Source organism: Mangrovihabitans endophyticus (assembly GCF_014646155.1).
Classification (GTDB): Bacteria; Actinomycetota; Actinomycetes; order Mycobacteriales; family Micromonosporaceae; genus Actinoplanes; species Actinoplanes endophyticus.
Map to the genome: position 1 here is coordinate 149,460 of NZ_BMMX01000011.1, position 25,812 is coordinate 175,271.

Annotated in this window: 19 protein-coding genes, 2 tRNA genes and 3 pseudogenes; 12 read left to right on the forward strand and 12 right to left on the reverse strand. The window is 67.5% G+C overall.

The genetic code is table 11. From position 1 onward, the window contains the following. The first annotated feature begins 108 nt into the window (after nt 1-108). The 8 genes from IEY73_RS15135 (at nt 109) to IEY73_RS15170 (ending at nt 8,474) form a co-directional block, all read left to right on the forward strand. Nucleotides 109-198: transfer RNA gene (locus IEY73_RS15135), tRNA-Ser, on the forward strand. Nucleotides 199-491: 293 nt separating this feature from the next. Then, nucleotides 492-3,230: a sensor histidine kinase gene (locus IEY73_RS15140; RefSeq protein ID WP_229715847.1), complete on the forward strand. Its 2,739-nt coding sequence runs from the start codon at nt 492-494 to the stop codon at nt 3,228-3,230. Beyond that, nucleotides 3,211-3,645, forward strand: coding sequence for a response regulator (locus tag IEY73_RS15145; RefSeq protein ID WP_189079842.1), 435 nt, complete (start codon nt 3,211-3,213; stop codon nt 3,643-3,645). Before IEY73_RS15140 ends, IEY73_RS15145 begins: the two co-directional genes overlap by 20 nt. Beyond that, nucleotides 3,642-4,484 carry a response regulator gene (locus IEY73_RS15150; RefSeq protein WP_189079843.1) on the forward strand — a complete coding sequence of 281 codons (843 nt, stop codon included), beginning with the start codon at nt 3,642-3,644 and terminating at the stop codon, nt 4,482-4,484. Before IEY73_RS15145 ends, IEY73_RS15150 begins: the two co-directional genes overlap by 4 nt. Continuing rightward, a complete protein-coding gene (locus tag IEY73_RS15155; RefSeq protein ID WP_189079844.1) occupies nt 4,481-4,822 on the forward strand; it encodes a circadian clock KaiB family protein in 342 nt (113 codons plus the stop codon). Before IEY73_RS15150 ends, IEY73_RS15155 begins: the two co-directional genes overlap by 4 nt. Continuing rightward, nucleotides 4,815-6,353 carry a circadian clock protein KaiC gene (kaiC, locus tag IEY73_RS15160; protein ID WP_189079845.1) on the forward strand — a complete coding sequence of 513 codons (1,539 nt, stop codon included), beginning with the start codon at nt 4,815-4,817 and terminating at the stop codon, nt 6,351-6,353. The genes IEY73_RS15155 and kaiC overlap by 8 nt, the downstream gene beginning before the upstream one ends. After that, nucleotides 6,350-8,242, forward strand: coding sequence for an ATP-binding response regulator (locus IEY73_RS15165; protein WP_189079846.1), 1,893 nt, complete (start codon nt 6,350-6,352; stop codon nt 8,240-8,242). Before kaiC ends, IEY73_RS15165 begins: the two co-directional genes overlap by 4 nt. Nucleotides 8,243-8,398: 156 nt before the next feature. Then, nucleotides 8,399-8,474: transfer RNA gene (locus IEY73_RS15170), tRNA-Arg, on the forward strand. Between the two features lie 430 nt (nt 8,475-8,904). Here IEY73_RS15170 and IEY73_RS34385 read toward each other — a convergent pair. From IEY73_RS34385 to IEY73_RS15180, 3 genes are read right to left on the reverse strand one after another with little or no spacing between them, the layout of a single operon-like run. Next, complete coding sequence (locus IEY73_RS34385; protein WP_373292793.1) at nt 8,905-9,024, reverse strand: GNAT family N-acetyltransferase; 120 nt, start codon at nt 9,022-9,024, stop codon at nt 8,905-8,907. 42 nt (nt 9,025-9,066) lie between these two features. After that, nucleotides 9,067-9,879: an ABC transporter permease gene (locus tag IEY73_RS15175; RefSeq protein ID WP_189079847.1), complete on the reverse strand. Its 813-nt coding sequence runs from the start codon at nt 9,877-9,879 to the stop codon at nt 9,067-9,069. After that, a complete protein-coding gene (locus IEY73_RS15180) occupies nt 9,876-10,700 on the reverse strand; it encodes an ABC transporter ATP-binding protein (protein ID WP_189079848.1) in 825 nt (274 codons plus the stop codon). Before IEY73_RS15180 ends, IEY73_RS15175 begins: the two co-directional genes overlap by 4 nt. A 60-nt stretch (nt 10,701-10,760) precedes the next feature. Between IEY73_RS15180 and IEY73_RS15185 the strand changes: the two genes are divergently transcribed. Beyond that, nucleotides 10,761-11,534, forward strand: coding sequence for a TetR/AcrR family transcriptional regulator C-terminal domain-containing protein (locus IEY73_RS15185; RefSeq protein WP_189079849.1), 774 nt, complete (start codon nt 10,761-10,763; stop codon nt 11,532-11,534). 337 nt (nt 11,535-11,871) lie between these two features. Here IEY73_RS15185 and IEY73_RS15190 read toward each other — a convergent pair. From IEY73_RS15190 to IEY73_RS15215, 6 genes and pseudogenes are all read right to left on the reverse strand, one after another. Then, nucleotides 11,872-12,248: pseudogene (locus IEY73_RS15190) on the reverse strand (transposase); the annotation flags it as partial. Nucleotides 12,249-12,272: 24 nt separating this feature from the next. Then, nucleotides 12,273-13,475: pseudogene (locus IEY73_RS15195) on the reverse strand (IS110 family RNA-guided transposase). Nucleotides 13,476-13,965: 490 nt separating this feature from the next. Then, the gene (locus IEY73_RS15200; RefSeq protein WP_229715848.1) at nt 13,966-14,361 is read right to left on the reverse strand and encodes a hypothetical protein; all 396 of its coding nucleotides are present in this window, start codon (nt 14,359-14,361) and stop codon (nt 13,966-13,968) included. Between the two features lie 20 nt (nt 14,362-14,381). Beyond that, complete coding sequence (locus tag IEY73_RS15205; RefSeq protein WP_189079851.1) at nt 14,382-15,263, reverse strand: NgoMIV family type II restriction endonuclease; 882 nt, start codon at nt 15,261-15,263, stop codon at nt 14,382-14,384. Between the two features lie 73 nt (nt 15,264-15,336). Then, nucleotides 15,337-16,425, reverse strand: coding sequence for a NaeI family type II restriction endonuclease (locus IEY73_RS15210; protein ID WP_189079852.1), 1,089 nt, complete (start codon nt 16,423-16,425; stop codon nt 15,337-15,339). Between the two features lie 176 nt (nt 16,426-16,601). Beyond that, on the reverse strand, nt 16,602-17,696 hold the full coding sequence (locus tag IEY73_RS15215; RefSeq protein WP_373292794.1) for a DNA cytosine methyltransferase: 1,095 nt from the start codon (nt 17,694-17,696) through the stop codon (nt 16,602-16,604). A 61-nt stretch (nt 17,697-17,757) separates the two neighbouring features. Between IEY73_RS15215 and IEY73_RS15220 the strand changes: the two genes are divergently transcribed. Beyond that, a complete protein-coding gene (locus tag IEY73_RS15220; RefSeq protein ID WP_189079853.1) occupies nt 17,758-18,225 on the forward strand; it encodes a very short patch repair endonuclease in 468 nt (155 codons plus the stop codon). 115 nt (nt 18,226-18,340) lie between these two features. On the opposite strand, the gene IEY73_RS15225 is transcribed toward IEY73_RS15220, so the two are convergent. Genes IEY73_RS15225 through IEY73_RS15235 form a run of 3 tightly spaced genes read right to left on the reverse strand, consistent with a single transcriptional unit; the run spans nt 18,341 to nt 23,855 of the window. After that, a complete protein-coding gene (locus tag IEY73_RS15225) occupies nt 18,341-21,352 on the reverse strand; it encodes a Z1 domain-containing protein (protein ID WP_189079854.1) in 3,012 nt (1,003 codons plus the stop codon). Nucleotides 21,353-21,357: 5 nt separating this feature from the next. Then, nucleotides 21,358-22,335 (reverse strand): PD-(D/E)XK motif protein, encoded by a 978-nt coding sequence (locus IEY73_RS15230; protein WP_189079855.1) that lies wholly within the window; start codon nt 22,333-22,335, stop codon nt 21,358-21,360. Then, the gene (locus tag IEY73_RS15235; protein WP_189079856.1) at nt 22,332-23,855 is read right to left on the reverse strand and encodes an ATP-binding protein; all 1,524 of its coding nucleotides are present in this window, start codon (nt 23,853-23,855) and stop codon (nt 22,332-22,334) included. Before IEY73_RS15235 ends, IEY73_RS15230 begins: the two co-directional genes overlap by 4 nt. A 457-nt stretch (nt 23,856-24,312) precedes the next feature. Between IEY73_RS15235 and IEY73_RS15240 the strand changes: the two are divergent. Together IEY73_RS15240 and IEY73_RS15245 are read left to right on the forward strand one after the other, a co-directional pair. After that, nucleotides 24,313-24,657, forward strand: a pseudogene (locus IEY73_RS15240) (transposase); the annotation flags it as partial. 593 nt (nt 24,658-25,250) lie between these two features. Continuing rightward, nucleotides 25,251-25,787 (forward strand): reverse transcriptase family protein, encoded by a 537-nt coding sequence (locus tag IEY73_RS15245; protein ID WP_229715850.1) that lies wholly within the window; start codon nt 25,251-25,253, stop codon nt 25,785-25,787. Nucleotides 25,788-25,812 lie beyond the last annotated feature (25 nt).

Here is a 25,812-nt window from a genome sequence, read left to right on the forward strand (position 1 = left end):
GGCGACTAGGCGTCGACCGGGCGCATCGTCGCGTCGACCGACATCCTCTTTGCCCGCCGCTGACGAGGTCCGGTATCCTCGACGGTCGGTGGCCCGCGGGCTGCCGGGGGAGACTTCGCCTAGTCCGGTCTATGGCGCCGCACTGCTAATGCGGTTGGGGTTAACCGCCCCTCCCGGGTTCGAATCCCGGAGTCTCCGCTCACCGCCGTTACGGATCGGCCCCTCCCGAGGGGTCGATCCGTTTCTGTCTGAGCATTGGTCGTCGACCGTTGGCCCTTCGATGCTTCCTGCAGAATGCATGCGCGCCACGATCGTGAATGCGACGAAAATTTTTTCCCGCGCCGTCTACCAGGCACCTGCCCGCCGTCCGGCTGCCACACACCGGTACGGATGGGCGACCCACAACGAATGCCTGTCCTTCAAAACGCCTGCCGCGCTGCCTATACAGGAGATGGTGCGTCCATGACGATCTATTTCGGGGAAGTGACTTCATGCTGCGACAGGGGGATCGATCCCTCATGGTCGCCGCGCTCGTCGCGACCGCTTCCGCGATCCTCTGCATCGGGGCGCTGGCCGCGTGGGTCTGGCGGCCCGGCCAGGGCTGCAGCGTGCACTGCACCTCGCCGATCGCGCTGGTCCTGCTGCTGGCGCTGTCCGTCGCCGCCGCGGTCGCGCTCGCCGACGCCGGCGGCGTGACCCGTTGGCCGACACGCATCGTCGGCCTCGTGGTTGCCGCCATCGCCCTGGTCACCATCACCGGGACCGCTCCGGGGCGCGCGCTGTCGGCCTGGCCGTCCGGGCTCGTCGACCGGCCCGACCGAACCGCCACGGCCAGTCAGGCGGTAGCCGTGCTGTTCGTGGCGGTCGGCGTGGTGACCCTGTTCGGCCGCACCGCCCGGGGGGAACGGCGAAGCCTGGCCGTCGGGGCGGCCACCATCATGTTGGGGTGCGCCGCGCTGACCCGGCGCGCGGTGCATCTGACCGCCACCGAGCGCCCTCCCGACCCCTTGGGGAAACCGGGCGCGGCGATAACGATCATGCTCGGCGCGGCGATCATCATCGCGATGTCCGCGTCCGCTCGTCGATTGCTGACCGCGACGCATCCGACACGGACCGGCCACACCGTCCTCACCATGCTGCCGGTCGTCGTCCTGCTGCCGCTGAGCGTGGTCCTGATGTACGCGCTCGGCGGGCCTGGCCGGTATGAGCTCACCCTGCCGCTCTGGGTCGGCGCCATCACGCTGTTCCTGGTTCACCAGGTGTGGGCGGTGGCCACCGACGTGGGGCGCGCCGAGCGGCGTCGTTTCGACCTCATCGAGTCGCTGTCCGACGGCATCGTCTCGGTGCGCGGCAACCGGGTCATCTATGCCAGCGACGTGACGTTGCGCATGCTCGGCATCGCCCCCGGCCCGGACCTGCCCCTCCCGGTGGAGGCCTTCTTCGGCACCCGGCTCACCGAGGTGGTCGACATCGTGCGGCGCCTGCAGGACGTCGACCCGGGCACCGAGACCCTCGTCGACGTCACCCTCGCCGACGGAGACCCACCGCGGGTCCTGATGGTCAGTGGCCGTCCGGCCTTCGCCCTGGCCGACACGTGGATCGTCGTCGTGCGCGACGTCACCGAACGCGTCCTCGCCAAGCGGGAGCTGAAGGCCGCCGCGGCGGCCCTGGAACAACGGATCACCGAGCAGGAGATGCGCTTGCTCCGGTACGGCGCGGTGGTCGAAGCCACCGGCGACGCCATCGTCACGGAAACCCTCGACGGCGCGATCACCGGATGGAACCCCGCGGCCGAGCGGCTCTACGGCTACACCGAGGCCGAGGTGATCGGTCGCGACCTGAGCCTCATCGTGCCGGAAGACCGCCGCGACGAACTGCGCGACATGCTGCGTCGGGTCGGGGAGGGCGAGACGGTTCGGCGGGTGGACACGGTCCGGATGAACCGCCTCGGCGGCCGCGTCGAGGTCGCCTTGACCGCCTTTCCCCTACCTGAGGCGGACGGTGCGATCGTCGGCGCCTCGGTGGTGGCCCACGACCTCACCGCCGAACGGTTGGAGAAGGAACGTTTCCGTGCGGTATTCGAAGCCGCGGGCGCCGGGCTGCTCATCGTCGGCCACGACGGGCTCATCGGCATGGCCAACCGGGAGGCCGAGCGGCTCTTCGGGTACCGCACGGGCGGCCTCATCGGGCAGGCCGCCGAGGACCTGGTGCCGGAGTCCCTGCGTGACGGGCACGCCGGCCACCGAGCATCCTATTTCGACAGACCCGAAGCCCGTCCGATCGGCGACGGCCGCCGGGTGCGTGCACGTCGGCGGGACGGCACCGAGTTCCCGGCCGTCGTCGGGCTCAACCCGATCGGCCGGGAGGGCCGCTCCGCCGTGGTCGTCTCGGTCGTCGACGTCACCATCCTGCAGCACGCCGAGAAGGTTCTGGAACGAAAGAACGCCGATCTGCGCAGGTCCAACCGGGAACTGGAGGAATTCGCCTACGCGGCGTCGCACGACCTGCAGGAACCGCTGCGCATGGTGGTCAGCTATACCCAACTGCTCGCCCAGCGGTACGACGGACGCCTCGATGAGAGGGCGGATACGTACATCCGATTCGCGGTCGACGGAGGTCGGCGCATGCAACGGCTGGTCAAGGATCTGCTGGCCTACTCCCGGGTGGGCACACGCAGCCTGCGGCACCGCCCGGTAAACCTGGGAAAGGTGGTCCGCGCGGTGGTCGACGACCTTCAATCGCTGCTCCGGGGGAGCGACGCCAAGGTCGTGGTCGGCGATCTGCCGGCGGTCACCGCCGACGAGTCCGGACTGTCGCAGGTGTTCCTCAACCTCCTCACCAACGCCATCAAGTTTCACGCGGACCGGCCACCCGTCATCCGCATCGATGGGCGGATCGATGGCGACGACGTCGTGTTCACCGTCGCCGACAACGGCATCGGCATCCCCGCCGCCCAGCTCGCCGACGTGTTCGTCATGTTCCGGCGCCTGCACGACAGGGAGCGATACGCCGGAAGCGGCATCGGCCTGGCCATGGTGCGCCGCGTCGTGGAACGGCACGGAGGCCAGGTCACCTGCGAGTCCACGGTCGGCGAGGGCACCACGTTCTCCGTACGGCTGCCGCGCGTTCCCGTCGACGACGAACCCGGCGGACTCTCCGTCCCGCCCCCGCGCGGGGACGCAGCGGTCCGCCCAGCCGCCGAGGAGCGTCATGCGAGTGCTGCTGGTTGAGGACAACCGCGGGGACGCGGCTCTCATATCGGAAGAACTGATGCGCATGGTCCCGGCCGCGCGCCTGCAGATCGCCCATGACGGGCTGGAAGCCGGCGAGCAGATGCGCTCGGCCGACGGCGAGATCGAGGTCGTCATCCTCGACCTGAACCTGCCCGGCATCGACGGCTGGCGGGTGCTGGCCAACATCCGCCAGGACCCGATGACCACGGTGACCCCGGTGGTCGTCCTGACCAGCTCGGAGGACGAACACGACGTCAACCGTGCCTACCGGCTCGGCGCCAACTGTTATCTGGTCAAACCGATCGAGTTGTCCACCTATCTGACCGTCGTCCGGCAGATCGCCGACTTCTGGCTACGCATGTCGCAGCTACCGTCGGGACCGGCAGACCAATGGGACGGTGACACGTCTTGACCACCGAACTCTCCGAAGACCGCTCCATCCTCCTGGTCGAGGACAACCCCGGCGATGCCGAACTGGTCGCGAACTTCCTCCTGGACGGCCCGGCCGACCGCGAGGAATTCACCGTCACCTCCGCCGCATCGCTTGCCCAAGCCTTGCGGCATCTCGACGACGCCGACTTCGACGCCGTGCTCCTCGACCTCAGTCTTCCCGACGGGCGGGGGGCCGACGTCGTGGCGGCGATCCTCGACGCCGGGCACATCGTGCCGATCGTCGTCCTCACCGGACTGGAGGACGAACAGATGGCCTGGGAGTGCATGACCCGCGGAGCTCAGGACTTCCTGCTCAAGGACGAAATGACTGCGCTGTCGGTGCGTCGTTCCCTCGGCTACGCCATCTATCGCCGTCGGCTCGAACGACAACGGGCCGCCGACGAGACGAGGGCGAGGTACCGCAGCCTGTCCACGCAGACCAGCACGACGGTGGTCACCGCATCCATGGCCGGCGCGGGACCGCTGGCCGAACGCCTACCCGCGGTCTACACCCGTGCCGTGGCCGATTACGTCGACCTGGTGGAGGAATACGTCGATGCCGTATTCAGCAAGAAGGGCAAGCCGCACGATGCCATGCAGGTGCTCGCCACCAGGATCGGAACCCTGGGCGGCGGACCACGCGACCTGCTCGACATTCATCTGGCCGCCGTGGACCGTCTCTGCGCGGTCCGGCCACCGCGCCGCGCACACATCCTCACCTTGGAAGGTCGATTGCTGGGGCTCGAGATGATGGGCCTCCTGGTCGATCACTACCGGGTGGGCAGCAGCCGTTACCACGACTATGGAGTGCCGCGATGACGATGAATCTGCGGCTCTACGTGACCGGCGGCACGCCCGGATCGATGCGTGCCCTGCGCAATCTGCGCGCGATCTGCCACACCCACTTCGACGGACAGGTCGACGTCGAAGTCATCGACGTGCTCGAACAACCCGACCTCGCAGAGGCAGACCGCATTCTCGCCACACCGACGCTGCTCAAACGGTGGCCCACGCCCGCACGGCGGATCATCGGCGACCTGAGCGACCCGGACAGAGTGCTTTCCGGCCTTGACGTCCTGCCGCTCGACCCAGGCGGCCTGACGCACGGCACGGCTACCGACGACGATCTCGGAAACGACAAGGACAGTGATGCTTGACCTGAGCGTGGGTACGCAGCTCCCTCTCGAACCATCGGGAATCGAGGGGCTGGACCAGATCGGCTACGGGGGCCTCCCGAGGGGACGAAGTACCGTGGTCTCCGGCACCGCCGGAAGCGGCAAGACGCTCCTGGCGATGCAGTTCCTCGTGGAAGGCACCTTGCGATACGACCAGGCCGGTGTCTTCTGCACCTTCGAGGAGTTGCCTGACGACCTGATGCACAACGTCGTCTCCTTCGGGTGGGATCTGCCCGCTCTGGTCGCCGACCGTCGGCTGAACTTCGTGGACGCCACCCAGCATCCCGGCGACGATTTCCTGGAGGTCGGCTCCTTCGATCTGTCGGGTCTGCTGGCACGACTGGAGAACGCGGTGCGCAAGGTGGGCGCCAAGCGCGTCGTCCTCGACGCCGTCGGTGGTCTCTTTCCACAGTTCTCCGACGCCAACGTGGTGCGGCGCGAACTCCACCGCATCTACATGGGACTGCGGAGCCTCGACGTCACCACCATCGTCACCATCGAACGCATCGAGGAGGAAGGACCGGTCGGTCGCTTCGGCGTGGAGGAATTCGTCGCGGACAACGTGATCGTGCTGCGGAACCGCCTGGAGATGGAACGTCGCCGGCGCACCGTGGAGATCCTCAAGTTTCGCGGCACCGCACACCAGAAGGGCGAGTTCCCCTTCACCATCGACCCGCGCAGTGGCATGACCATCCTCCCGCTGTCCGCCTTCGAGCTGGTGCAGCGCTCCACCGAAGAACGGGTGTCCTCCGGAAATCCCGAACTCGACGGCATGTGCGGGGGCGGCCTCTACCGCGATGCCATCATCCTGGTCAGCGGCGCCACCGGCACCGGCAAGACGCTCACGGTGTCCAAATACATCGAGGCCGCCGTCAACGCCGGCGAGCGCGCCATCCTCTTCGGCGGTGAGGAGAGCCCGGACCAGATGCGCCGTAACGCCGCCGGATGGGGAATCGACCTGGCCGCAGCCGAGGAGGCCGGCCTGCTGCGCATCGTGTGCCGGTACCCCGAGGAGATGGGTCTGGAAGACCACACCATCCGGATCAAGCGCGAGATCGAAGACTTTCAGCCGACCCGCGTGGCGGTGGACAGCCTCTCCGCCTTCGAACGCGGCACTGCGACCAAACCCTTCCGGGAATTCTTCATCGGACTCTCCGGCCACCTCAAACTCAAGAAGATCACCGGAATGTTCACCACGACGACCGCCATGCTCGGCCCGGGTGAGTCCCCCACCGACACACACATCTCGACCATCACCGACACCATCATCCTGCTGCGCTACGTCGAGCTGAACGGCAACATGCGCCGCGCCCTCACCGTGCTGAAGATGCGCGGCACCCGGCACGACCACAACATCCGGGAGTACTGGATCGACGACAGCGGCATGCACATCGAGGGCCCGTTCGTCGGGGTGCACGGCATCCTCAGCGGCGCGCCCATTTACGATTTCCGCAACGAGCGGGAACGCCTGGACACGATGTTCGAAACCGACCGATTCAACGGACGACCATGAGTGACAACACCTACGAGGGCCAGATCTTTTCGCGCGTCTTCTCCCGCGCCGACACCATCCGGCTGCTGCTCGTCGAGGACAACCCCGGCGATGTTCAGCTCATCGCCGAACATCTCAGCACTATTGCGGAATTCTCCTTCGACCTGCACCGGGTTGGCCGGATGGCGGCCATCGACGCGGCATTCGGGGCGGGCGAATTCGACGCCATCCTGCTCGACCTCAACCTCCCCGACTCCACCGGTATCACCTCACTGCAGACACTGCGTCGTACGCATCCGGAAAAGCCCATCGTCGTGCTCAGCGGCATGGTCGACGACGAGATCCGGCGGCAGGCGTTCGCGGAAGGCGCCTCCGACGTCATCGACAAGAACGACGCCGGGCGCGGTGCCCTCGCTCGCAGCGTTCTTTACGCCATCGCCCGTACGCGAATCCAGCGGCCGGCCGACCCGGATGCGGGGTCGGTGCTGGATGTCGATCCCAGTGCCGTGATCGTCACCGATCTGCAGGGAAAGGTCAGTTTCGCCAACGACGCCGCAGCCAGATTCTTCGGCTGCGATTCGGGTGATCTCGTCGGCTCGGAGCTGGGCATCGCCACCGAAGACGGCGAGACCGTGGAGATCGACGCCATCGCCGACGGGCAGCGCCGCGTCGGCGAGATGCGTTCCGTACGGGTCGGATGGCGTGACGAACAGTCGGTGCTCAACGTGGTGCGGGACGTCACCGAGCAGCGACTCCTGCGGGAGCAGCTCAACGAGGCGCAGAAATTCGAAGCACTCGGCCGCCTCGCCGGCGGGGTAGCGCACAGCTTCAACAACATGCTCGCCGTCCTGATGACCGCCGTCGACCTGCTCTACGACGCGGTGGAAGACTGCGGCCCCGCCGTGCCCATCCTCGGCCAGGTCGAACGCGCCAGCCAGCGCGCCGCCGCGATCACCCGGCAACTCCTCATCTTCAGCCAGAGTTCCCGTGCCAAGCCGGTGCCGGTGCCACTGAACGACCTCGTCCGCGAGGACATCACGCTGCTCGGCCGTCTCATCGGCGCCGACATCGCCATCGAGGCACACCTGGACGACATGGTCGGGTCGGTCTGGGTCGACCCGGTGCAACTCGAACAGGTAATCATGAACCTGGTGCTGAACGCCCGCGACGCCCTGCCCAACGGCGGCACCATCACGCTCGAAACCCGGCCGATCGACCTCGTCGACAAGAATGTGCACGACTTGGCACCGGGCCGCTACGCCAGCATCACCGTGCAGGACGACGGGACCGGCATGAGCGAAAAGGTCAAGGCCCACGTCTTCGAGCCGTTCTTCACCACCAAGACCCCGGAAGCCGGCGCCGGCCTCGGGCTGTCCACCGCGTACGGGATCGTCAGCCAGGCCAGCGGAGCCATCGCGGTCGCCAGCGAACTCGGCGAGGGAACCACGTTCACCATCCTGCTGCCCGCCGACGCCCCCGAAGTCGAGGACGAGCCGGCCGACACGGACCACCGGGTCGCCCTGCCCAGCGGCAGCGGCACCGTGATGGTGGTCGAGGACGAGGCGGACCTGCGCCACATCATCTGCCACTCGCTCATGGGCGCCGGTTACGACGTGGTGGAAGCCGCCGACGGCCTGGAGGCCCTGCGCGTGGTCGCCACCGGCGAAACCCCCATCGACCTGTTGCTCACCGACGTGGTGATGCCCGGCCTCGGCGGCTACCGCCTCGCCGAACGCATGGACAAGCGCCACCCCGGCCTCAGGGTGATATTCATGTCCGGGTACGCCGATGTGACCGCACACGTGCCCAAACTGACCGGGCCGAACGCGTTCCTCGACAAGCCGTTCGGGCAGCGGGCGCTGCTCGGTCTGATCCGGGACGTGATGAGTCTCTCGTCCGGAGCTACCTGAGCCCATGCCCCGTGGCCTGGGGTTTCGGCGGCTGCCGTCAGCACGGTCTGTGCCAGGTCCCCGCCGCACATACCGCGGCGCGGCCCCGGAACAGACCGTGCTAGAGTCGACGCCTAGTTGGCCTGGGAGCACCATTTCGGCGCACCTGGCGATCAAGCGCCCGTAGCTCAATGGATAGAGCATCTGACTACGGATCAGAAGGTTAGGGGTTCGAGTCCCTTCGGGCGCGCCACACGATCACGGTCATGACCTGCGGTAACGGCGGTCATGGCCGTTTTTCGTTTCCGCCGGTGGGATGGTTTGTCTCGGCTGGTGCTCCGGTGGTGCTCGGGTGCCGGCGTCATGGCTGGTGAGCGCTGTTCCGGGCCGGTTCGCGGCGTGCCGCCGGGTCCGGGATGACGGCGGGGCCAGGCTTCAGGCGCGAAGGCCGTCCTGGGTGCCAGTAGCGCCATGCCCCGGTGGTCGGAGCACATTGCTCCTCCCGGTTCTGGGGTGCTGCGTTAGTGCTGGGCGAGCCGGGTGAGGTTGTTGCCGTCGACGCGGTAGAGGGTCTTGTCCGGGTTGGTGGCGGCTCCGAGCTGTGCGTAGAACGTGTCGGCGGCCGGGTTGTATTTGTCGGTGGTCCATTCGACTCGGCTGTAGCCGTTGTCGGCGGCGAGGGCTCAGCTCTGTTTCAGGAGTCGGGTGCCGATGCCGTGGCGGCGGTAGCCGTCTTGGACGTAGAGCTCTTTGAGGTAGAGGGAGGCGGTGACTCCTTCGGCCGGCCACGACTTATGAAACACGCCCGGTCCGACCCGTAGCAGTCGCGAGGTTGTGGCGTGTCGTTAGCTGGCGAGTGAGCGGTGTTGGTGGTGGGCCAGTGGGAGGAAGACCAGGGTGAGTACGGCGGGCCACATCGCGGCCAGTGGTACCGCGTGCTCCGCGGCCCAGGTGTGGGTGGCCCAGGTCGGATTGCCGAACAGGTCACGGATGGCTGTGGCGGTCGATGAGAGCGGGTTCCAGGTGGCGATCTCGCCTAGCCAGGTGGGCATGGTGTCCGGGGAGACGAAGGTACTGGAGAGGAACCCGATAGGCCATACCAGCACCTGTACGGACACGGCTGACTCGGGTGTCTTGAGGAGAAGTCCGAGGTAGATGCCGACCCAGGTGAAGGCGGACCGCAGCCACAGCAGCAGGCCCAGGGCGGCCAGCGTGGAGACGAGACCGTGCTGGGGTCGCCATCCCAGGACCAGGCCGGCGGTCACCATGACGGCCAGGCCGGCGACGCCGTTGAGAAGGTCGGCCCAGCCGCGGCCGGCCAGTACGGCGTTGCCGCTGACCGGCATCGCGCGGATCCGCTCGGTGACGCCCTTGGCGGCGTCCGTGGTGACGGCCAGGGCCACGGACTCCAGGCCGAAGAGCATGGTCATGGCGAGCATGCCGGGGATGAGGTAGTCGGTGTAGGTCCCGTCCGGCACAGGCATGGCGCCGCCGAACAGGTACCGGAACATCAGCACGATCAGGACCGGGAACAGCAGCGTGAGCGCGATGGAGACCGGGCGCTGCTTCCAGTGCAGGAGGATCCGTCGGGTCAGGTTGGCGGCGTCGCGAGCCCACGAGCCGGATCTGGATACCGCGGTGGCGGTTGGCGTGCTCATCGTGTCGCCTCCCCGGCTGCTTGGTGCGGCGTCGTCGGGGCGTGGCCGGTGAGATGGAGGAACACCTCGTCTAGGGTCGGCTTGCGGGTCACCGTTTCGACCCGGTCGGGTCCGACCCTGGCTTTGAGTTCATCCGGGGTGCCTTCGGCGACGATCTGGCCAGCGTCCATGACCGCGATCTGATCGGCCAGTTGGTCAGCCTCATCGAGGTACTGAGTGGTCAGCAGAACCGTGGTTCCGGTACCGACCAGTGCGCGGATATGGGCCCAGACGTCGATGCGGGCGGCCGGATCAAGCCCGGTGGTGGGTTCGTCCAGGAAGAGCACCGCCGGTGCGAGGACCAGGCTCGTCGCCAGGTCCAGTCGGCGTCGCATCCCTCCCGAGTACTGCGCGGCGGACCGGTCGGCCGCCTCGGCCAGACCAAACCGCTCCAGCAGCTCACCAGCCCGTGTCCGCGCCACGCGGGCGGTCAGGTGACCGAGCCTGCCGAATAGCTCCAGGTTCTGCCGCCCAGTCAAAACCTCGTCCACCGACGCGTTCTGACCGACCAGGCCGATCCGGTAGCGCACCTGCCTCGGCTGGCGGACCACGTCCCAGCCGGCGACAGACGCCTGGCCGTCGTCCGGACGCAGGAGTGTCGCGAGAATCCGTACCGCGGTGGTCTTTCCAGCGCCGTTCGGCCCGAGCAACCCGCACACCGTCCCGGGTCGCACCTGGAGGCTGAACCCGTCCAGTGCGGCGTGGTCGCCGTATCGCTTGCGCAGGTTCCGCGCCGTGATTCCCGCCGATGAGTGGCCCCACCACTCTTCTTCGTATGCCATACGGAGAAGGTAGCACAGATCTCCGTACGGGATACGGAGTAAAGCGACTATGCTGAGGCCGTGACGACGGACAGCAGCAGCGCCGATCCCGCGCGGACGATCGCGCTGCTTTGGGGCACCCAGCGACTGCCCCAACGCGGCCCACGACACGCGCTAACCAGCGCTCAGATCGTCGCCGCGGCGATCGGGATCGCCGACGCCGAGAAGGACCTGTCCTCACTGTCGATGCGGCGCGTGGCCGAGTCGCTTGGCGTGGGAACCATGTCGCTGTACACCTACGTCGCCTCCCGCGCCGAGTTGGTCGAGGCCATGCTGGACTCGGTCTACGGCGAGGCCGTCACGCAGCTCGAAAAGATCAGCCCCAGCGACTGGCGTAACGGTCTGCGCCACGTCGCAGCCGCGAACTGGGAGATGTACCTGCAGCATCCGTGGACGCTGCAAGTCTTCACCGGCCGACCCCCGCTGGGACCCAACGCGATCGCCAAGTACGATCTGGAACTACGCGTCGTGGATGGCATCGGACTTACCGACATCGAAATGGACGCCGCCATCACCCTCGTTCACACTCATGTCGAAGGCCTAGCCCGCCGCAAACTTGAGGCTGAACGCGCCCGGCAACACTCAGGCATCGCCGACATCCAATGGTGGCAGGTGGCCGGCCCGGCGCTGGCCAAAGTGCTCGACCCCAGTCGCTTCCCCATCGCCGGCCGAGTCGGCACGGCCGCGGGACAAGTACACCAGGCCGCATACAACCTCGAACACGAATACGTCTTCGGCCTGGACCGCCTGATCGAAGGCATCGCAGCCCTGATCCACAGGCCCGACGCGCGATAACACCAGCGGCCTACGGATCAGAAGGTTAGGGGGTTCGAGTCCCTTCGGGCGCGCCACACGACAACGGTCATGACTTGCGGTAACGGTGGTCATGGCCGTTTGTCGTTTCCGCCGGTTGGGATGGTTTGTCCCGGCTGGTGCTCCGGTGGTGCTCGGGTGTCGGCGTCATGGCTGGTGAGCGTTGTTCCGGGTCGGCTCGCGGCGTGCCGCCGGGTCCGGATAGCAGCGGGGCCAGGCTTCAGGCGCGAAGGCCATCCTGGGTGCCAGTAGCGCCATGCCCCGGTGGTCGGAGCACGTTGCTCCTCCCGGTTCTGGGGGGGTGTCCCTATGGATTTCGTCAAGCGGCGAGGGCGTGTTCTGTGGTTCGGTTTTGGTAGGGCGTCTGGTCACGGAGCATGGCGAACAGGACGTCGACCCGGCGGCGGGCGAGGCAGATGAGGGCGGCGTTGTGTCGTTTGCCTTGGCCCCGTTTGCGGTCGTAGTAGGCCCGTGAGGGCGGGTGTGACAGGGACGCGAACGCGGCGAGGAAGAACGCGCGTTTGAGCTGTTTGTTGCCGCCCTTGGGTAGGTGTTCGCCGCGGATGCTGGTGCCGGAGCGGCGGGTGACGGGGGCCAGGCCGGCGTAGGCGGCTAGGTGGCCTGGGGTTTGAAGGCGGTGCCATCGCCGACCTCAAGCAGGATCCGGGCTGTGGTCCTGACCCCGATGCCGGGCATCAAGACCTCCGATCTTGCTAACCGTCAAGCGGCTGCCGCCTGTGGAGGCTCTCCAGAGAGGCCGAAGGATTTGATCGGGTCGTAGGCCTGGCCGGTTTGCAGGCAATGATGGAGCTGGCCGAGCATGCGGTTGAAGCGGTTGAACAGGTGGCGCAAAGCCGCTGCGTGTCGATCGCCTTGATCGCGTCGGTGCTGGTAGTGCTGCTTCGCAGGTTCGGCGTGAGTCGCGGCAACGAAGGCCCAGATGTAGCCGACAGCGGCGAGCCGGTCGTTCTTGACCCGGCGGTGGGTGACCAAGATGCTGCGTCCGGAGGCGCGGGTGACGGGAGCGGAACCGGCGTAGGCCTTCAGCGCTCGCGCGTCGGCGAACCGGCTGCGATCGTCACCGATCTCGGCCAGCACGCGGCACGATGACGTGGTCGGGGTGCTGGCGGAAGGCTTCGCCGGCTGCTTCGGCAAGGCCGTCGACGCTGGCGCACTCGGCGTCGAGTGTCGCAAGCAGCGCGAGAGCCTGGATGCCCATCGCCTTCTCGACTGCGGGCGGCTGACGCAACTGCGGCCGGCGCAACGCATCATGCAACTCGTCGGCCAGGTCCTCGATCCCGCGTTTCCGACCACCGCGCCGTAGGCGGCCTCCGGGTCCGGGACAGCTTCGCCGCAGCCGCAGGGGTCGGTGCGGTCGCCAGCACGGCGCGTGCATCCGTGCTGGTCAGATTCCCCGGCGTCCGACGAAGGTGTCCAGGAACGCGGGATAGAACTCGCGCAGCAGCGAACGCAGTTCGTTCGAGGCACGGGTGCGCCGCCAGGTGGCGTCCTGATGAGCGCGGGCGAGCACGGCGATAGCCCGGACCAGTTCGCTGTCCTGCGGCAATGCCCGATGGACGTGGGCGTCGGTGCGCAAGATGTTGGCCAGCACCATCGCGTCTACGTGGTCGGACTTCTTACGCGACACCGTCAGCCGTTCGCGGTAGCGGGCCACCGCCATCGGGTTGATCGAGTAGACCCGACGCCCCGTCGAGCGCAACACGGCTACCAGCAATCCGCGGGGCGTCTCGATCACGACCGGCATCGGATCGGTCGCGCTGTCGCCTACGGCCGCCAGCAGCTCCACGAGCTCGGCGAAGCCCGTCAGGTCGTCACCGATGCGCCGTTTGGCGACCAGTTTCCCTGCTCGTCGACCACCGCGACGTCGTGGTGCCGTTCCGCCCAGTCGATGCCGCAAAACACTGTCGAACCACGTTCCTCCCCAGGTCAGTCAGCCCGTGACGAAACCGCGCGGCGCCCTAATGACGAACCTCTGTGGCCTACCCTCCGATGAGCCGTTCGCGATCCCACCGGCCCGCACGGATCCTGTCTTCGCAGGTCAGAGCTCGGCGGCTCCCGGTACGCGAGATGTGTGCCGTGCGGGCTGCAATCACGATCAAGATGCTTGCCCAGCGACGGCCCACCGCAGCCATGGGTGCCGACCTTTTTGGAGACCTCAAGGCCAGGTAACGGGAAGGCATCCTCGTCGGTTGCGGCGGGCTGTTCGGGACTCATTAGGTAACGGGGAGTGCGGGATCGGAGCCGCGCAGCGAGGAGAGATCCGACCGTCCCAGTCTTGCTTGGGACGAGCTTGGCGGTCATCGGAGACCGGCCGTGCCGGCGGGCCCTCAATCGAGCCACGATTCCGGGCACGGGTGCCAGGCCAGGCGGGCCGAGCGTGGTGCCCTGTCGGCTACGAGAACATCCGGCCGATGCAGTCGCCGAGGATGCGGGCGGCGGAGTCGGCCATGATGGCCGCGAACGGACCGTCCGCCAGTTCGACGAGCATATAGCGCATGGACCGTAGGTGTGTCGCGATTCCGATGTGGTCGACGGGGGTACGCGCTGCTGCGACTTCGGCCCGTGCCGTCGCCGCCAGGAGCTCGGCGCGCTGTGCTTCGGTCAGTCGAAGCAAAGTGATCGCCTCCCGCACGGCACGGCAAAGCTTCAGTACATCGTCCGCGCGGTGCGCGACGGAGTCGTCGTCCACCGGTTCAGGAAACATGGTCGAGGTCCGGGCGCGCAAACGTGTGGTGAGGGAACCTCGTAGCGTGGCGCACGGCACGTCCTGGACGTCGCCGCCGTTCACCGGGGTTCTTCCGATCAGGCTTACCGTGCGGCTTCGCCTGGGGGTAGGCCCGCGAGTTCTTCCAAAAGCTCGTCGTAGTCCAGTAGGCGACGCTGAGCGATCAGTCTGCGGAAGGTCTGCATGGGTGCCCATTTCCTGCCCCGGCGTCGCGGCAGGTCGACGAGTGTTTCCATGGCCTGTTCCAGGGCCGGCAGGTCCAGGTGGTAGATGCAGTCGACGGACCCGGAGCCGTCGCCGAGGATCTTGAGCATGGAGGGCCGAGGCTCCATGGTCACGACGGCGAAGTGGGGCATGCGGCCGCGGCGCTGGGCGACGAGTTTGGCACCTTGGGAAACGCAGTCCTGGGCTCGGTCGGTCCTCAGCGACCACTTCGAGGACAGGGCGATATGGAGCCGGGAAGGGCTTCCGGGTCTTAGATCTGCGACGGTGACGTCGATGTTGAGAAGGGCCTCTTCGGGCATCTGCAGCAGAAGCTCGAGGGAGAGGTCGTCTTGAGCCCGCAGCCGCTGCGAGGCCTCTTCCAGGAGCCGTTGCAGGTTCTCCCGGTTGTTCGACGGGCTCATCGCGGCCACGGCGGCGGCGACCGGCGCGAGGTGCGCGGCGGTGTCGCTGCGGTCGCGGCGGAACCGGGGGAAGACGGTGAGGTGGCGATACTGTTCGAACTCTGCGGCCGAGGGGCTGTCTTGTATGCGCAGATCGGGTCGTAGTGAGTGGAGGTGCCGGCGGATGCCGGCCTCCATCTCGGTTCCCACGTCGGAGGGGCCGACCTGGTTCGGCGGGACGCCGATCGCCTCGAACAGGGCGTGGCCGAGTTCCTTGGACAGGGCGTCGCTGTTGTCGGAGGTGTTCGGGTTGCCTCCCGTGCGATAGCCGCAGAGTCGTTTGACGAAGGGGGCCGGCATCAGGTCAGCCTTGCACGGGGGCTGGTTGCGCCGTGTGCCCTGTATCGCATGCCGGTGGTCCCGCCCGGCCGGGTCATTCCACCGACTGGACCGGCAGCGCCGGTGCCGGGACGATCGGGTCGGAGGTCCGGGCTCGGCGCCACCGTCCTCCTTCGACCTCGACGTACGGCTCCGGGTCGCCCGGCTGCCAGGGCGCCAGGCGTGTGCTGACGAACCGGCCGAGGGTCGGCGCCGGCAGACCCAGGCGGTGGGCCATTGCCGGGTGCGGGGCGTAGTGGCCGAAGATGACGATGCCCTCCGGCTTGAGGTGCTTGCGCGCGTCGCGGACCCTCTTGGCGCTGTCTACCTGTTGCGCCGCGGTGAGCACGGTCGCCCGGTTGACCAGTTCCCCGGTGAGGTGACGGAACAGGTTGGTGACCGCGGTCTGGCCGCGGGTGGCGTAGGCGATGAGGTCGAGCTTCTGGGGGTCTTGGACGTGGAGCAGGGTGTTCTTCACCAGGTCGGCCCCGGGCTGGATCCAGAGGATGTGGTCGCGGCCACGGTCGTTGAGGCGGCGTTTGCCGTCACGTTGTCTGCCCATGGGCCGCAGCACGGCCTCACTGATCCGGATCAGTCCGGTGGCGAAGCGGGCGGTGTAGTCGTTGGCCCACACCACGAGGGCGATCTTGTCGCCGCGGGTGTACATCTCCTGGGGGATCTCCCAGTCGTACAGGTTGAGTGACCACTTGCAGTCGACGTCGACGCCGGCGACGCGGTAGTCGAGGTCTTCGCCGTCGAGGAGTCCGAGTTCACGCTGCAGCCAGATCTCGACCAGGGTCCCCACGTGCGTCTTCTCGGTCTTGTGCAGCTGCGTGTATTCCCACCGCCCGGTCCGCTGCCCGTCGTAGATCTGATCCAGCGCCTCGCGGATCGCGTATCCCGTGCGCACACCCGTGGGGTCGAGCCGTTCGATCTCGGCGCGGACCGACCACAGTTGCGGGTCCTCGGCCGGGGTGGGCGGCCGGGCGTCCGTCTTCGGCGCCACCGGTCCTTCGGAGTGCCGCGGGCGGTCCTTGGGCTTGGGCCGAGGCGGCAGGACGCGGCTGCGCGTGACGCGCAGGATGGCGGGCTCGGAGCGAGACGACGCCTCGTCCTCGAAGAGACCACGTTGGGTGTAGGACACGCAGCGGAGAGTGCCGGCACGGGCGGTTCAGGGTCAAATACCCGAGCCGTCGACGCGTTCGTCGGCCGTCTCGACACCCGTTCTGCCGGGTCGCCGGCGCACCGGCCCGGACGTGCGTCGAGACGGTCGGCGGCTGCGGTGAAGTCCGCCGGTCGCCTCGCGCGGGCCGCCGCGGGTCAGTTCAGGTGATTCCTGACGTGGCGGGCGACGGCCGCCGCCAGCCCCGACGGGACGGCGTTGCCGATCTGCTTGGCGATCTCGGTCTTGGACCCGCACCAGACGAAGTCCTTGGGGAAGTCCTGCAACAGTGAGGCCTCGTAGTGGGTGATCACCCGGTTCACCCGCCGGTTCGGGTCGTGGGGATCCCATTGCGGGTGCAGGTACTGCCCCTTCTCAGGCTTGAAGAACTCGGTGCGGATGGTCAGCGAGGGCGCGTCCCAGCGCATCCGGCCCATGACGTCGGTCGTGCCGGTCTTCTTCTCGCGCCAGCACCGTGAGAGCAGGCGGTCGGGCAGGTTGAACCGGCCGCCGCCGGGAGGGACGTGGTCGTAGCGTTCCAGCGACAGCGGGGTAGGTTGCCGACCGAAATGAATGTCGCGGCCTTTGAACTGTCCTCGGAAGCGTCGACCGAAGAAATCGGTCCACATGTCCGGCAACTCCGTGCTCGCGGGTCGTTCGTCGAGTCCCGCGATGCGGCTGCGCACCGTCTCCCACGGCTTGAGGCCCGCGGCGGGTACCTTCGCGTGTGTCGGGGTCGGCAGGGAGATCTTGCCGATGCGCGAGCCGATGACGATGGTTCGGGGCCGGCGCTGCGCGACGCCGTAGTCGGCGGCCAGCAGCACGCCGGGGGTGAGTTCGTAGTCCTTGATCATGCCGTGGTCGGCCTCCTCCATCAGCAGCTGGAACTCGCTGCTGCGGGAGAATCGGTCCACGTTCTCGATGACGAAAACCTGCGGCCTGGCGACCTGCACGAAGCGCAGGTACTGCTTCCACAACTGGTTGCGGGGGTCGTCGACGTTCTTGCTGCCGAGGTTGGAGAAGCCCTGGCACGGCGGACCGCCGATGATCACGTCCGCGGACGGGATCGCGTCGTTCTCGATCGTGGCGATGTCGACGGGATGGGTGTGCTCCTCGCCGAAGTTCGCGGCGTAGGTCGCCGCGGCGGCCGGATCGTGCTCCACGGCCATGAGCGGTTGGAAACCCTCGCGGCGGAACCCGACGGTCATTCCGCCGCACCCGGCGAACAGGTCGATCAAGCTCGGCTCACTCACGTGGAGCATGGTAGATGCCTTTCCGCTGGACATCGCCCCGGCGCGCCGTGGAGTAGAACACATGTCTGACGAATCGTGGGCCTCGTCACCCGGAGTGCGTAGATCCATGCAAGCCAACACGGGTCGTGACACCAAACCGGAGTTGGCGTTGCGTCGCACGGTTCATGCCCTCGGGTTGCGGTACTACGTGAACCGGCGGCCGATCAAGGCCGTACGCCGGACCGCCGATCTGGTGTTCCCCCGCGCACGGGTGGCGGTGTTCCTGGACGGGTGTTTCTGGCACGGGTGCCCGACGCATCACACCGTGGCCAAGACCAACGCGCAGTTCTGGGCGACGAAGGTGGCGACCAACCGTCGACGCGACGCGGAGACCAACGCTCGCCTCGCCGACGCGGGGTGGACGGTGATCAGGGTCTGGGAGCACGAACCGGTCGACGAGGCGGCGACACGCGTGAAGGACGCCGTCGCCCGTGCGCGGCCGGCGGCGGGCCGGGTGGACGACCGTCGCCGACGGTCGACGGGGCGGTGACATCGTTTTTTCGAACGGAACGCGGCAGTGATACCGCGCCGACGGCACGTTTCAAGTCGGACGCCCGCCGGGGACGCGCCGTAGGGCCGAACCTGCGCCGGCCCTACGGCGCCGGTCACTCGAGGGGGACGACGGCGTCTCCGCGGGCCGCTTCGCGGCGTACCGACCATTGGATGACCGACCTGCCGTGTGGGGTGGCGGTGACCGGGGCCGCCAGGGAGATGAGGGTGGCGATGTCGGCCGGGTCCGGTTCTTGCGGCAGATCCGCGGCAGGGCTCGGACCGTCGCCTCTGTCGCGGATGTCCGCGGCCAAATAGATCAGTGCTGCGGCCCGCCTGCCGTCGCCGTCGCGCAGGGCGGCGGCCTGTGGATCGACGTCCGCGAGGTCCGCGCCGGCGATCCCGGTGGGCGTGGCGCGGTGTTTGGCGTCACTGCCGACGAACTCGCGGCGAGGAGGCATGCGCCGCTTCCTCGTCACGATCTGGGCGCCCGGCAGTCCGGGAAGGTCACGTTCGATGACTCGGCGGGTCAACTGCGGCCACAGCAGGACGACGTCCTCCAGACGGCCGTCTTCGATGAGCCCACGGTAGAAGCGGATCATCGGACGCAGGCGGTTCTCCCACTCGTCCAGCTCCCAGGCCAGCTTCTCGAGGACGTCGACGAACTCGGTCGCCTTCACGGTTCCGGTGCGGGCTTCGAAGGTCGACGGCGGGTCTTCCGGCTTGCGTCGTGCGGCGACGAACGTCCGCGTGTCGGTGAGCGCCGTGAGCATCGGCCGCACCAGGCGGTAGTTGTTCCTCTTGCCCTGCACGTCGTCGCGGGAGGTCAGGCCGTACAGGTCCCGCAACTTGCCCGCGTCGCCGGAGCTGTCGACGTAGGCGTTGAACATCTTGTTCCGTGCCGTCGGGCGTAGGTAGGGCAGGTGTTGGCTGACCAGGGGCGGAACCTGCCACGGCTCGACGATCGGGTGCCCCTCGTCGTCGAAGCCCTCGTACTCCTTGAGCTGTTCGCGCATGGCCACCTCGTCGCGCATGAGCCCTTCGAAAGCCTCGTACAGGTCCACGCGGTGGGGCCCGTCGGGGTCGCGGCGGATGAACAGGCGGACCAGGTCCTTGAAGCCCCTGCGGTAGCCGAACCAGCGTCCGGCCTGCATGAGGGTGTCCGCCTGGAGCGCCTTGCGGGTGTAGAAGGAGATGGTCAGCCCTTCGACGGTGAAGCCGCGGGAGAGTTTCGCGCCGCCGACGAGGACCCGCCAGACGTCGTTGCGGTCGAAGTCGAGATCCTGCTGATGCTTCTGCACGTCCTGGTCGCTGTTGACGACCAGGACCGGATCGCCGACCTCCTCGATGCGTCGGCGTGCCTCGCCCAGCGCGTCCACCAGGGCGTCGAAGGAGGCAGGGACGGGGAATCCGTCGGCGCGGGCCCGGCACACCGGCCCGTAGTCCTCGTCCCACAACCGGCGGAGCCGACGGGCGGCTTCCGGCCGGTCGTAGCGGGCCGTCTTCCACACTTGGCGTACCAGAGCGGCCTGCTCGCTGTGCTTGTCGGTGCCGGTGGACTCGTGCACCAGCATGGTGTGATGCCGGTAGGGCGGCTGACCGTTGTCCTCCCGGTAGACCTTGACCGCGCCGGCGAGGACGAACGAGTCCAACGCCGTCAACATCTCGGCCTCACGTTGCCCCCGGTCCGCGGGCTCCTCCGAATCCGGCGGCGGTCCGACCGGGCGTACGAACGCCCGCTCGTTGGAGGTGGCCGGATCGTCCTTGTCGTCCTCGGTGTTCCACCCGACGTCGTGGAACTCCTGCACGCCCATGTAGTCCGGCGGCGGGTCCAGCGTGACGATGAAGTTCTTGGGGAAGATGTCGTCGGCGTCCGGGTCCACGAAGAAGTTGGCGAACGGGGTAGCCGTGTACATCACCAGCTGACCGCGCTGTAGGTGTCGGAGCAGGTCGGTGATGCCTTTGTTGATTCTCGTCCGTTCGCCGGGTTTCTTGACCGGGTTCTTGGTGTTGATGGAGGCCAGGTCGGACTCGTCGTCGATGATCAGGGCCGGGATCTCTTTGAGCTTGTCCCGCAGGGGCTTCAGATCCTGGATCAGCTTCTGCAGCGCGTTGCGCTCCTTCTTGACCACGAAGAGCTGGACGTCGGCCGGGAGCAGGTTCTCGGGGTCGTAGAAGGGCAGCTCGGGGCGGCGCAGATGCAGGCGTAGGCGGCTGCGTCCATGCTGGAGTCGCATGTAGTCGCGGTGCAGCAGGGTCATGCGTTCGATGCCCGGGTAGCCGCGGGTGGAGAAGTCGGGGCCGTGGCTGACGAACTTGCCGTCGAGCCAGTCCTTGTCGTCGGCGTAGTCGAACTCCTCCGCCGCGCCGCCGTCGGCCAGACCGCGGGTGAGGTTCTCCCGACCCACCAGCTCGCGGTCGAGGCGGCGCTGGGTTTGCGAGCGCAGCAGTTCGATGGTGCCGGTGAGTATGATGACCAGCCGGTATCCGGCGTCGACGGCCTTGGCGATGACACCGGTGAAGTTGGCGGTCTTGCCGCTCTGCACGTGTCCGACGACCAGCCCCTTGGACTGGTAGCTGTCTTGGGCGCTGGGATCGGACAGCCGTTGGACGACCTCGGTAGTGGCCAGGTCGAGCGCGGTGACGGACTCGGCGTTCCAGCCCTTCTGCTCCAGCAGGTACGACTTGTAGTGCGGCCAGTAGAACGCCATGTCGTACTGGCGCTGCCGGGTGTACCAGGGCTCCCACCGCAGGCCGACGGTGGTGTGCCGGATCGTGGCCACCGCGGCCGACGCCGTCATCGCCTCGGCGACGTCGTTCGAGACCCTCAAGAGGCGGTACACCAGGTCGCGGCGTTCGACCGTGCGCGGCTGCGTGCGACGGCCGGCGTCCCAGGACGGGTCCTGCGCGTAGTCCCAGTCGGCCAACGCCAGCGCCAACGCCCGCACGGCGGCGTTCTGCCGCTGGTCGTGTGTCCGTAACAGATGCACCAGGTCGTCGTCGGTGACCACTTCGTCGTCCTCGCGGTCGATGTTGACCCGCTTGAGCAGGTCCGCGGGAGCCTTGGCCTGCAACGCGGCGACGGCGGCGCTCAGATCGTCCTGCCAGTCCTCGACGGGTTTGGGCACGCTCGTCAGCCTCCCTTCACGAATCGGTCCGCCGGGGCCGGCGGTGTGTCAGGGGTCAGTGAGGTGACGTCGATCGTGTAGTCCACGTCGACGATCAGTTCGGGACGGACACAGGCGCGGGCCACGACGGCACGGTCGATCACGGGGAAGCCGTCGTCGACTCGATAGGCGGTGGGGATCGACCGTGTCACGAGCGGGTCGGGGTAGAGGCTGCGTTCGGCGTCACGCCATCCCGCCTGCGTCAGCCCGGCGTCCAGACGTCCTCGGGCGCCGCCGGCGGCGGCACGGACGACGTCGATCAGATCACCGAGTGTGCGGCCGGTCGCCGTGGACGCCGAGGTCACTTGCACCGAGACCAGCCATAGCGGTGTCTGAGGTAACGGCGTCAGCTGCTCCAGGCCGCCGATGCGATGCCGCCGCCGTTCCGTACGCGTCGTCTTGATCTCGAAGCAGCCGGTCGGGAAGACGAAGTCGTGCTCGTTGCCCTCGAAGCCCTTCCAGGCGTCCACGACGCTCCCGGCCGCTCCGGCCGCCATGCACGACCGCAGGAACAACAGCTCGCCGAAGAGCCCAGTCTGCCGCTCGGCCGACAGACCGCCCCCGGTGGACACCAGATCACGGAACGTGTCCAGGGCTGACCGGACCGCGTCCGCGATCGGGAGCCTGCCGACCTGGATCATGTCGGCGATGTCGGTCAACAGCAGGTAGGCCTCCGGCCCACGGTCGGCGTAGTCGACGGTCACCTCCGACCAGGCGCGCCCCCCGTCGATCACAATGGCCGCCTCGACTCGACGGTAGGCGGACAACTCGGGCAATTCGTCGGCCGACCGCGGTGTTCGCAACGACATCGACCGCCTCGGCGGATCGAACACGATCCGGCACTCGGGTTCACCGGCCACCCGGATCACCGAGGGCTTCGCGCCGAGATACTCCTCGAGCGCCGAACCCGTCAGATGCCGACCCGGCTCCGCCGAGGGGCTCACACCTGATCCCGGTAGCCGTATTCGGCCTGGACCGCGGCTCCCAGCACCGCGTCCCAGATCTCGATCAGATCCTTGTCACGAGGACCCCAGTGGTGGCCGCGGAAGTGTTCCTCGGTCAACAGGAACACCAACGTCTTCACCAGGGGCGCGTCACTCAGCCCCGTACGCCCCCCGGTGAGCATCGGCCGGTAGAACTGGTTGAGGAACACCGTGCGTTCCTCACGATCCAACTCCAGGAACCTGTCGGCGGGCATGCGCCGCCAGCGGATCTCGATCGGGTCCTCGTCCGTGCGCAGGGGCACCTCCGCAGAGATCACCCGCCGCACGTCCTTATGCAGGCCACGAGACGGTTCGATCACTGGACGGCGGGTGCTGCGCCGCTTCCGCGACTCCGCCAGAACCTCCTCGGCACGCTTCACATACCGCTCGAAGGTCACCCCGTCCTCGTCGACGGCCGAGGCGCCGGCCACAGCCAGACTCAGCTCGTGCGAGAAGACGATCCCGCTCTTCTCCGGGTTCATCCGGATGTGCGGGGCCACGGCCGCCCAGTCGTCGATCATCACCCGCGCCAACGCCCGTGTCTTGTCAACGGTGATCACGTCGTTCCAGCCGCCTACCTGCAACAGCCGGTCGTTGCGGTAGATGTAGAAGCCCTGGAACTCCCTGCCGTCGCGCCCGTACAACCGAAACGACGGACCGCTCGACTTGGGCGGCACCACGTGACATTCCAATCGGAGCGGCCGCTCGGCGCCCGCCACCGTCGCCACCAACTCCCGGGGATAGCCGGCCACCGCGGTGGCGGCGAAACCCAGCGGGTCCACCGGCGCCACCCGCTCGGGCGGGCCGGCCTCCTCAACGTCCCGGTCGTACACCTCGACCTCCACCCGCAGCCGGCCGTCGGCCAGCATCCGGTGATAGAGCAGACCCAGGTGCATGCGAAGCCGAGACCGCGACTCGGCCAACCAATCCCGCTCGTCCAGGTCGTTGATGCGAGGAAAACGCGTGTCCGACCACCGCACACAGGTCCCCCGACACGCGTCCACCCGCCGCAGACCGCCCGCCAACTCGCCCTCGACCACCGCCGGGTCCAGCACGTCACAGCTATAATCGCGCTGAACCTCCGCCTTGCGCAGACGCCGGCCGTGGAACGCCCCGTCGCCCGGCGAGGTGTACACCGCCAACGTGTCCGCGTGGCTGAACGAGGCCGCCTTCAGCCCGATTCCGAAGTGCCCCTGATCACTCGAGGCGTAGTCACGCTGACGACCGAGCCGCATCGCCTCATCCGCCTGATGCTCGTCCATGCCACGACCGTCGTCCACGACCGTCAGGGCAACCGGCTGACCGCCTTCGACCTCGAACCGGACCACCACCCGCGCCGCCCCGGCGTCGACACTGTTGTCGACCAGATCCGCGACCGCCGACTCCAACGTGTGATGCATCCCCAGGCTCTTGACCAGACCCGGATCCGGCTCCAGGACTCGACGTTCCACAACACCCGAAAGATCACTCACAGCACCCACGTGCACACCATACTGACGATCACGGACGGCAACACCGGAACCGTTCAGCCCATCGGCCGGCATCCACCGGACAGGTGGCGGACTCCATCGACCCCCTCGGTCCCAACGAGGTCATCGGACGGGTTCACGCGCCGTTCTGAACTCGGGCGGCACTGGAACATCGGGTCCACGGCTCGCTCCAGGAGCCGCGACCCTCACTCCTTGCCCTGCTCCGGCAACCTCGGTGCACGCTCGACGCGGTCGTTGCCGTCGGCGATTCGCCACCGCTCTCCATCGATCACGGTGTAACGCCCGGCGTCGGGGCTGTACCTGAAAAGGTGTTTCTGGCCCGATTCGCCGGACTTGAGAACCGGCGGGATGGGCACAGTGAGTAATGACGTCAGAGATCGTGGAGACACCGAAGAAGAGAAGGCGTGTCGGGCGGCAGCTGTCGCCGGAGCAGGCCGCGGCGGCGGCGATGGTCGCCGAGGCGAAGGCTCGTGGGCTGGAGCTGACCGGGCCTGGCGGCTTGCTGAAGTTGTTCACCAAGAACGTCCTCGAGACCGCGTTGAACGAGGAGGTGACCGAGCATCTCGGTCACGAGAAGAATCGGGCTGAAGCGGGCCGTGAGTCGGCCAACGTGCGGAACGGCACCCGGCCGAAGACGGTGACCTCGGACGCCGCCGGCGAAGTGCACATTGACGTTCCCCGCGACCGTGAAGGCACATTCGAACCGAAGATCGTGAAGAAACGGCAGCGGCGCTTGTCTGGAGTGGACGAGGTCGTGTTGTCACTGTACGCGAAAGGGTTAACCACTGGGGAGAGTGCGCCGTGAGGCGCTGTTGGATTGTGTGGAGGTGAGAGACCTTTACCGCTGTTCTGTCGCAGCAGAGCGGTGAAGCTGGGGGCAGCCTGATCCGGGAGGTGCCGGGGAGGGTGGCAAGCGGCCCTGACAACGCCGGGACGTGTCAGTACTGCCAGATGGTGCGGGTCCGGCTAGCGAATCGGAAAAAGGCATACGCGAGGAACCGGCGTTTACGTCTCCTAAGTGGTCACCGGCTCGAACCTGGTGGATCTGGGCCGGTCGCGGTGCGCACCCGTTCTTCATGACGGGCGGGGAACTCCTGGGCGGGGATTTTCACCTCCGTAGGGAGGCCATGGTGAAGGTCTGCGGCGTAGTCGTGGCGATGCCGCGGGGACAAAGTCGGGTGCCTCCTTCGATGAGCGATCCAGCAGTGAACACGGGAACCACCCGGCGACGGTTCCCGGCCATGGGCAGCCAGCCTGATGGCCGGGATAGGTGCACCGTCTGCTGAACGCGCCGGGTGGGGCGGAGCCGTCGTAGTACTCCGAGGTCGGGAGAGCCGATCACATGGGGAAGGACGGCAGCGGTTTGAAGAAGGAGAGGATGCTGTCATGCCGAAAGACGCGCTGCCGAATGGCAGTGCCTCGCTCGGACCGGTCCGGGAGGACGTGTTCGGGCGGGTATCGGGGATGCAGACCAAACTTCACCGTTGGGCTGCGGCCGATGCGGGCCGCAGGTTCGACGACCTGTTCAACCTCGTGCACGACCCGGCGACGCTGATCGTGGCGTTTGAACGGGTCGCGGGTAACACCGGGGCGCGCACTGCCGGTTCGGATGGCCTGACGGTCGCCCGAATCGAAAGGGAAATCGGCGTCCCGGCGTTTCTGGACGGCATCAGATCGGCGGTCAAGGACGGATCGTTTCGTCCGCAACCGGTGCGGGAACGCAAGATCCCTAAGCCGGGCGGGTCGGGCAAGGTTCGCAAGCTGGGCATCCCGACCGTCGCCGACCGGGTCGTGCAGGCCGCCCTGAAGCTTGTCCTGGAACCTATTTTCGAGGCCGACTTCGAGCCGGTCTCGTTCGGGTTCCGGCCTAATACTCCAGCCGGGGATCGTGATCACGGTTCGATGAGGGCTTGTCGGGCGTAGTGGCTGTTCATGGCTCTGGCTTGGT

Bases quoted from the DNA above. Each gene is read 5' to 3' on its own strand.
- IEY73_RS15175 (WP_189079847.1), bottom strand. From the start codon at position 9,879: ATGAGCACGCCAACCGCCACCGCGGTATCCAGATCCGGCTCGTGGGCT.
- IEY73_RS15165 (WP_189079846.1), top strand. From the start codon at position 6,350: ATGAGTGACAACACCTACGAGGGCCAGATCTTTTCGCGCGTCTTCTCC.
- IEY73_RS15180 (WP_189079848.1), bottom strand. From the start codon at position 10,700: ATGGCATACGAAGAAGAGTGGTGGGGCCACTCATCGGCGGGAATCACG.
- IEY73_RS15220 (WP_189079853.1), top strand. From the start codon at position 17,758: ATGTCTGACGAATCGTGGGCCTCGTCACCCGGAGTGCGTAGATCCATG.
- IEY73_RS15140 (WP_229715847.1), top strand. From the start codon at position 492: ATGCTGCGACAGGGGGATCGATCCCTCATGGTCGCCGCGCTCGTCGCG.
- kaiC (WP_189079845.1), top strand. From the start codon at position 4,815: ATGCTTGACCTGAGCGTGGGTACGCAGCTCCCTCTCGAACCATCGGGA.
- IEY73_RS15205 (WP_189079851.1), bottom strand. From the start codon at position 15,263: ATGCCGGCCCCCTTCGTCAAACGACTCTGCGGCTATCGCACGGGAGGC.
- IEY73_RS15245 (WP_229715850.1), top strand. From the start codon at position 25,251: ATGCCGAAAGACGCGCTGCCGAATGGCAGTGCCTCGCTCGGACCGGTC.
- IEY73_RS15155 (WP_189079844.1), top strand. From the start codon at position 4,481: ATGACGATGAATCTGCGGCTCTACGTGACCGGCGGCACGCCCGGATCG.
- IEY73_RS15145 (WP_189079842.1), top strand. From the start codon at position 3,211: ATGCGAGTGCTGCTGGTTGAGGACAACCGCGGGGACGCGGCTCTCATA.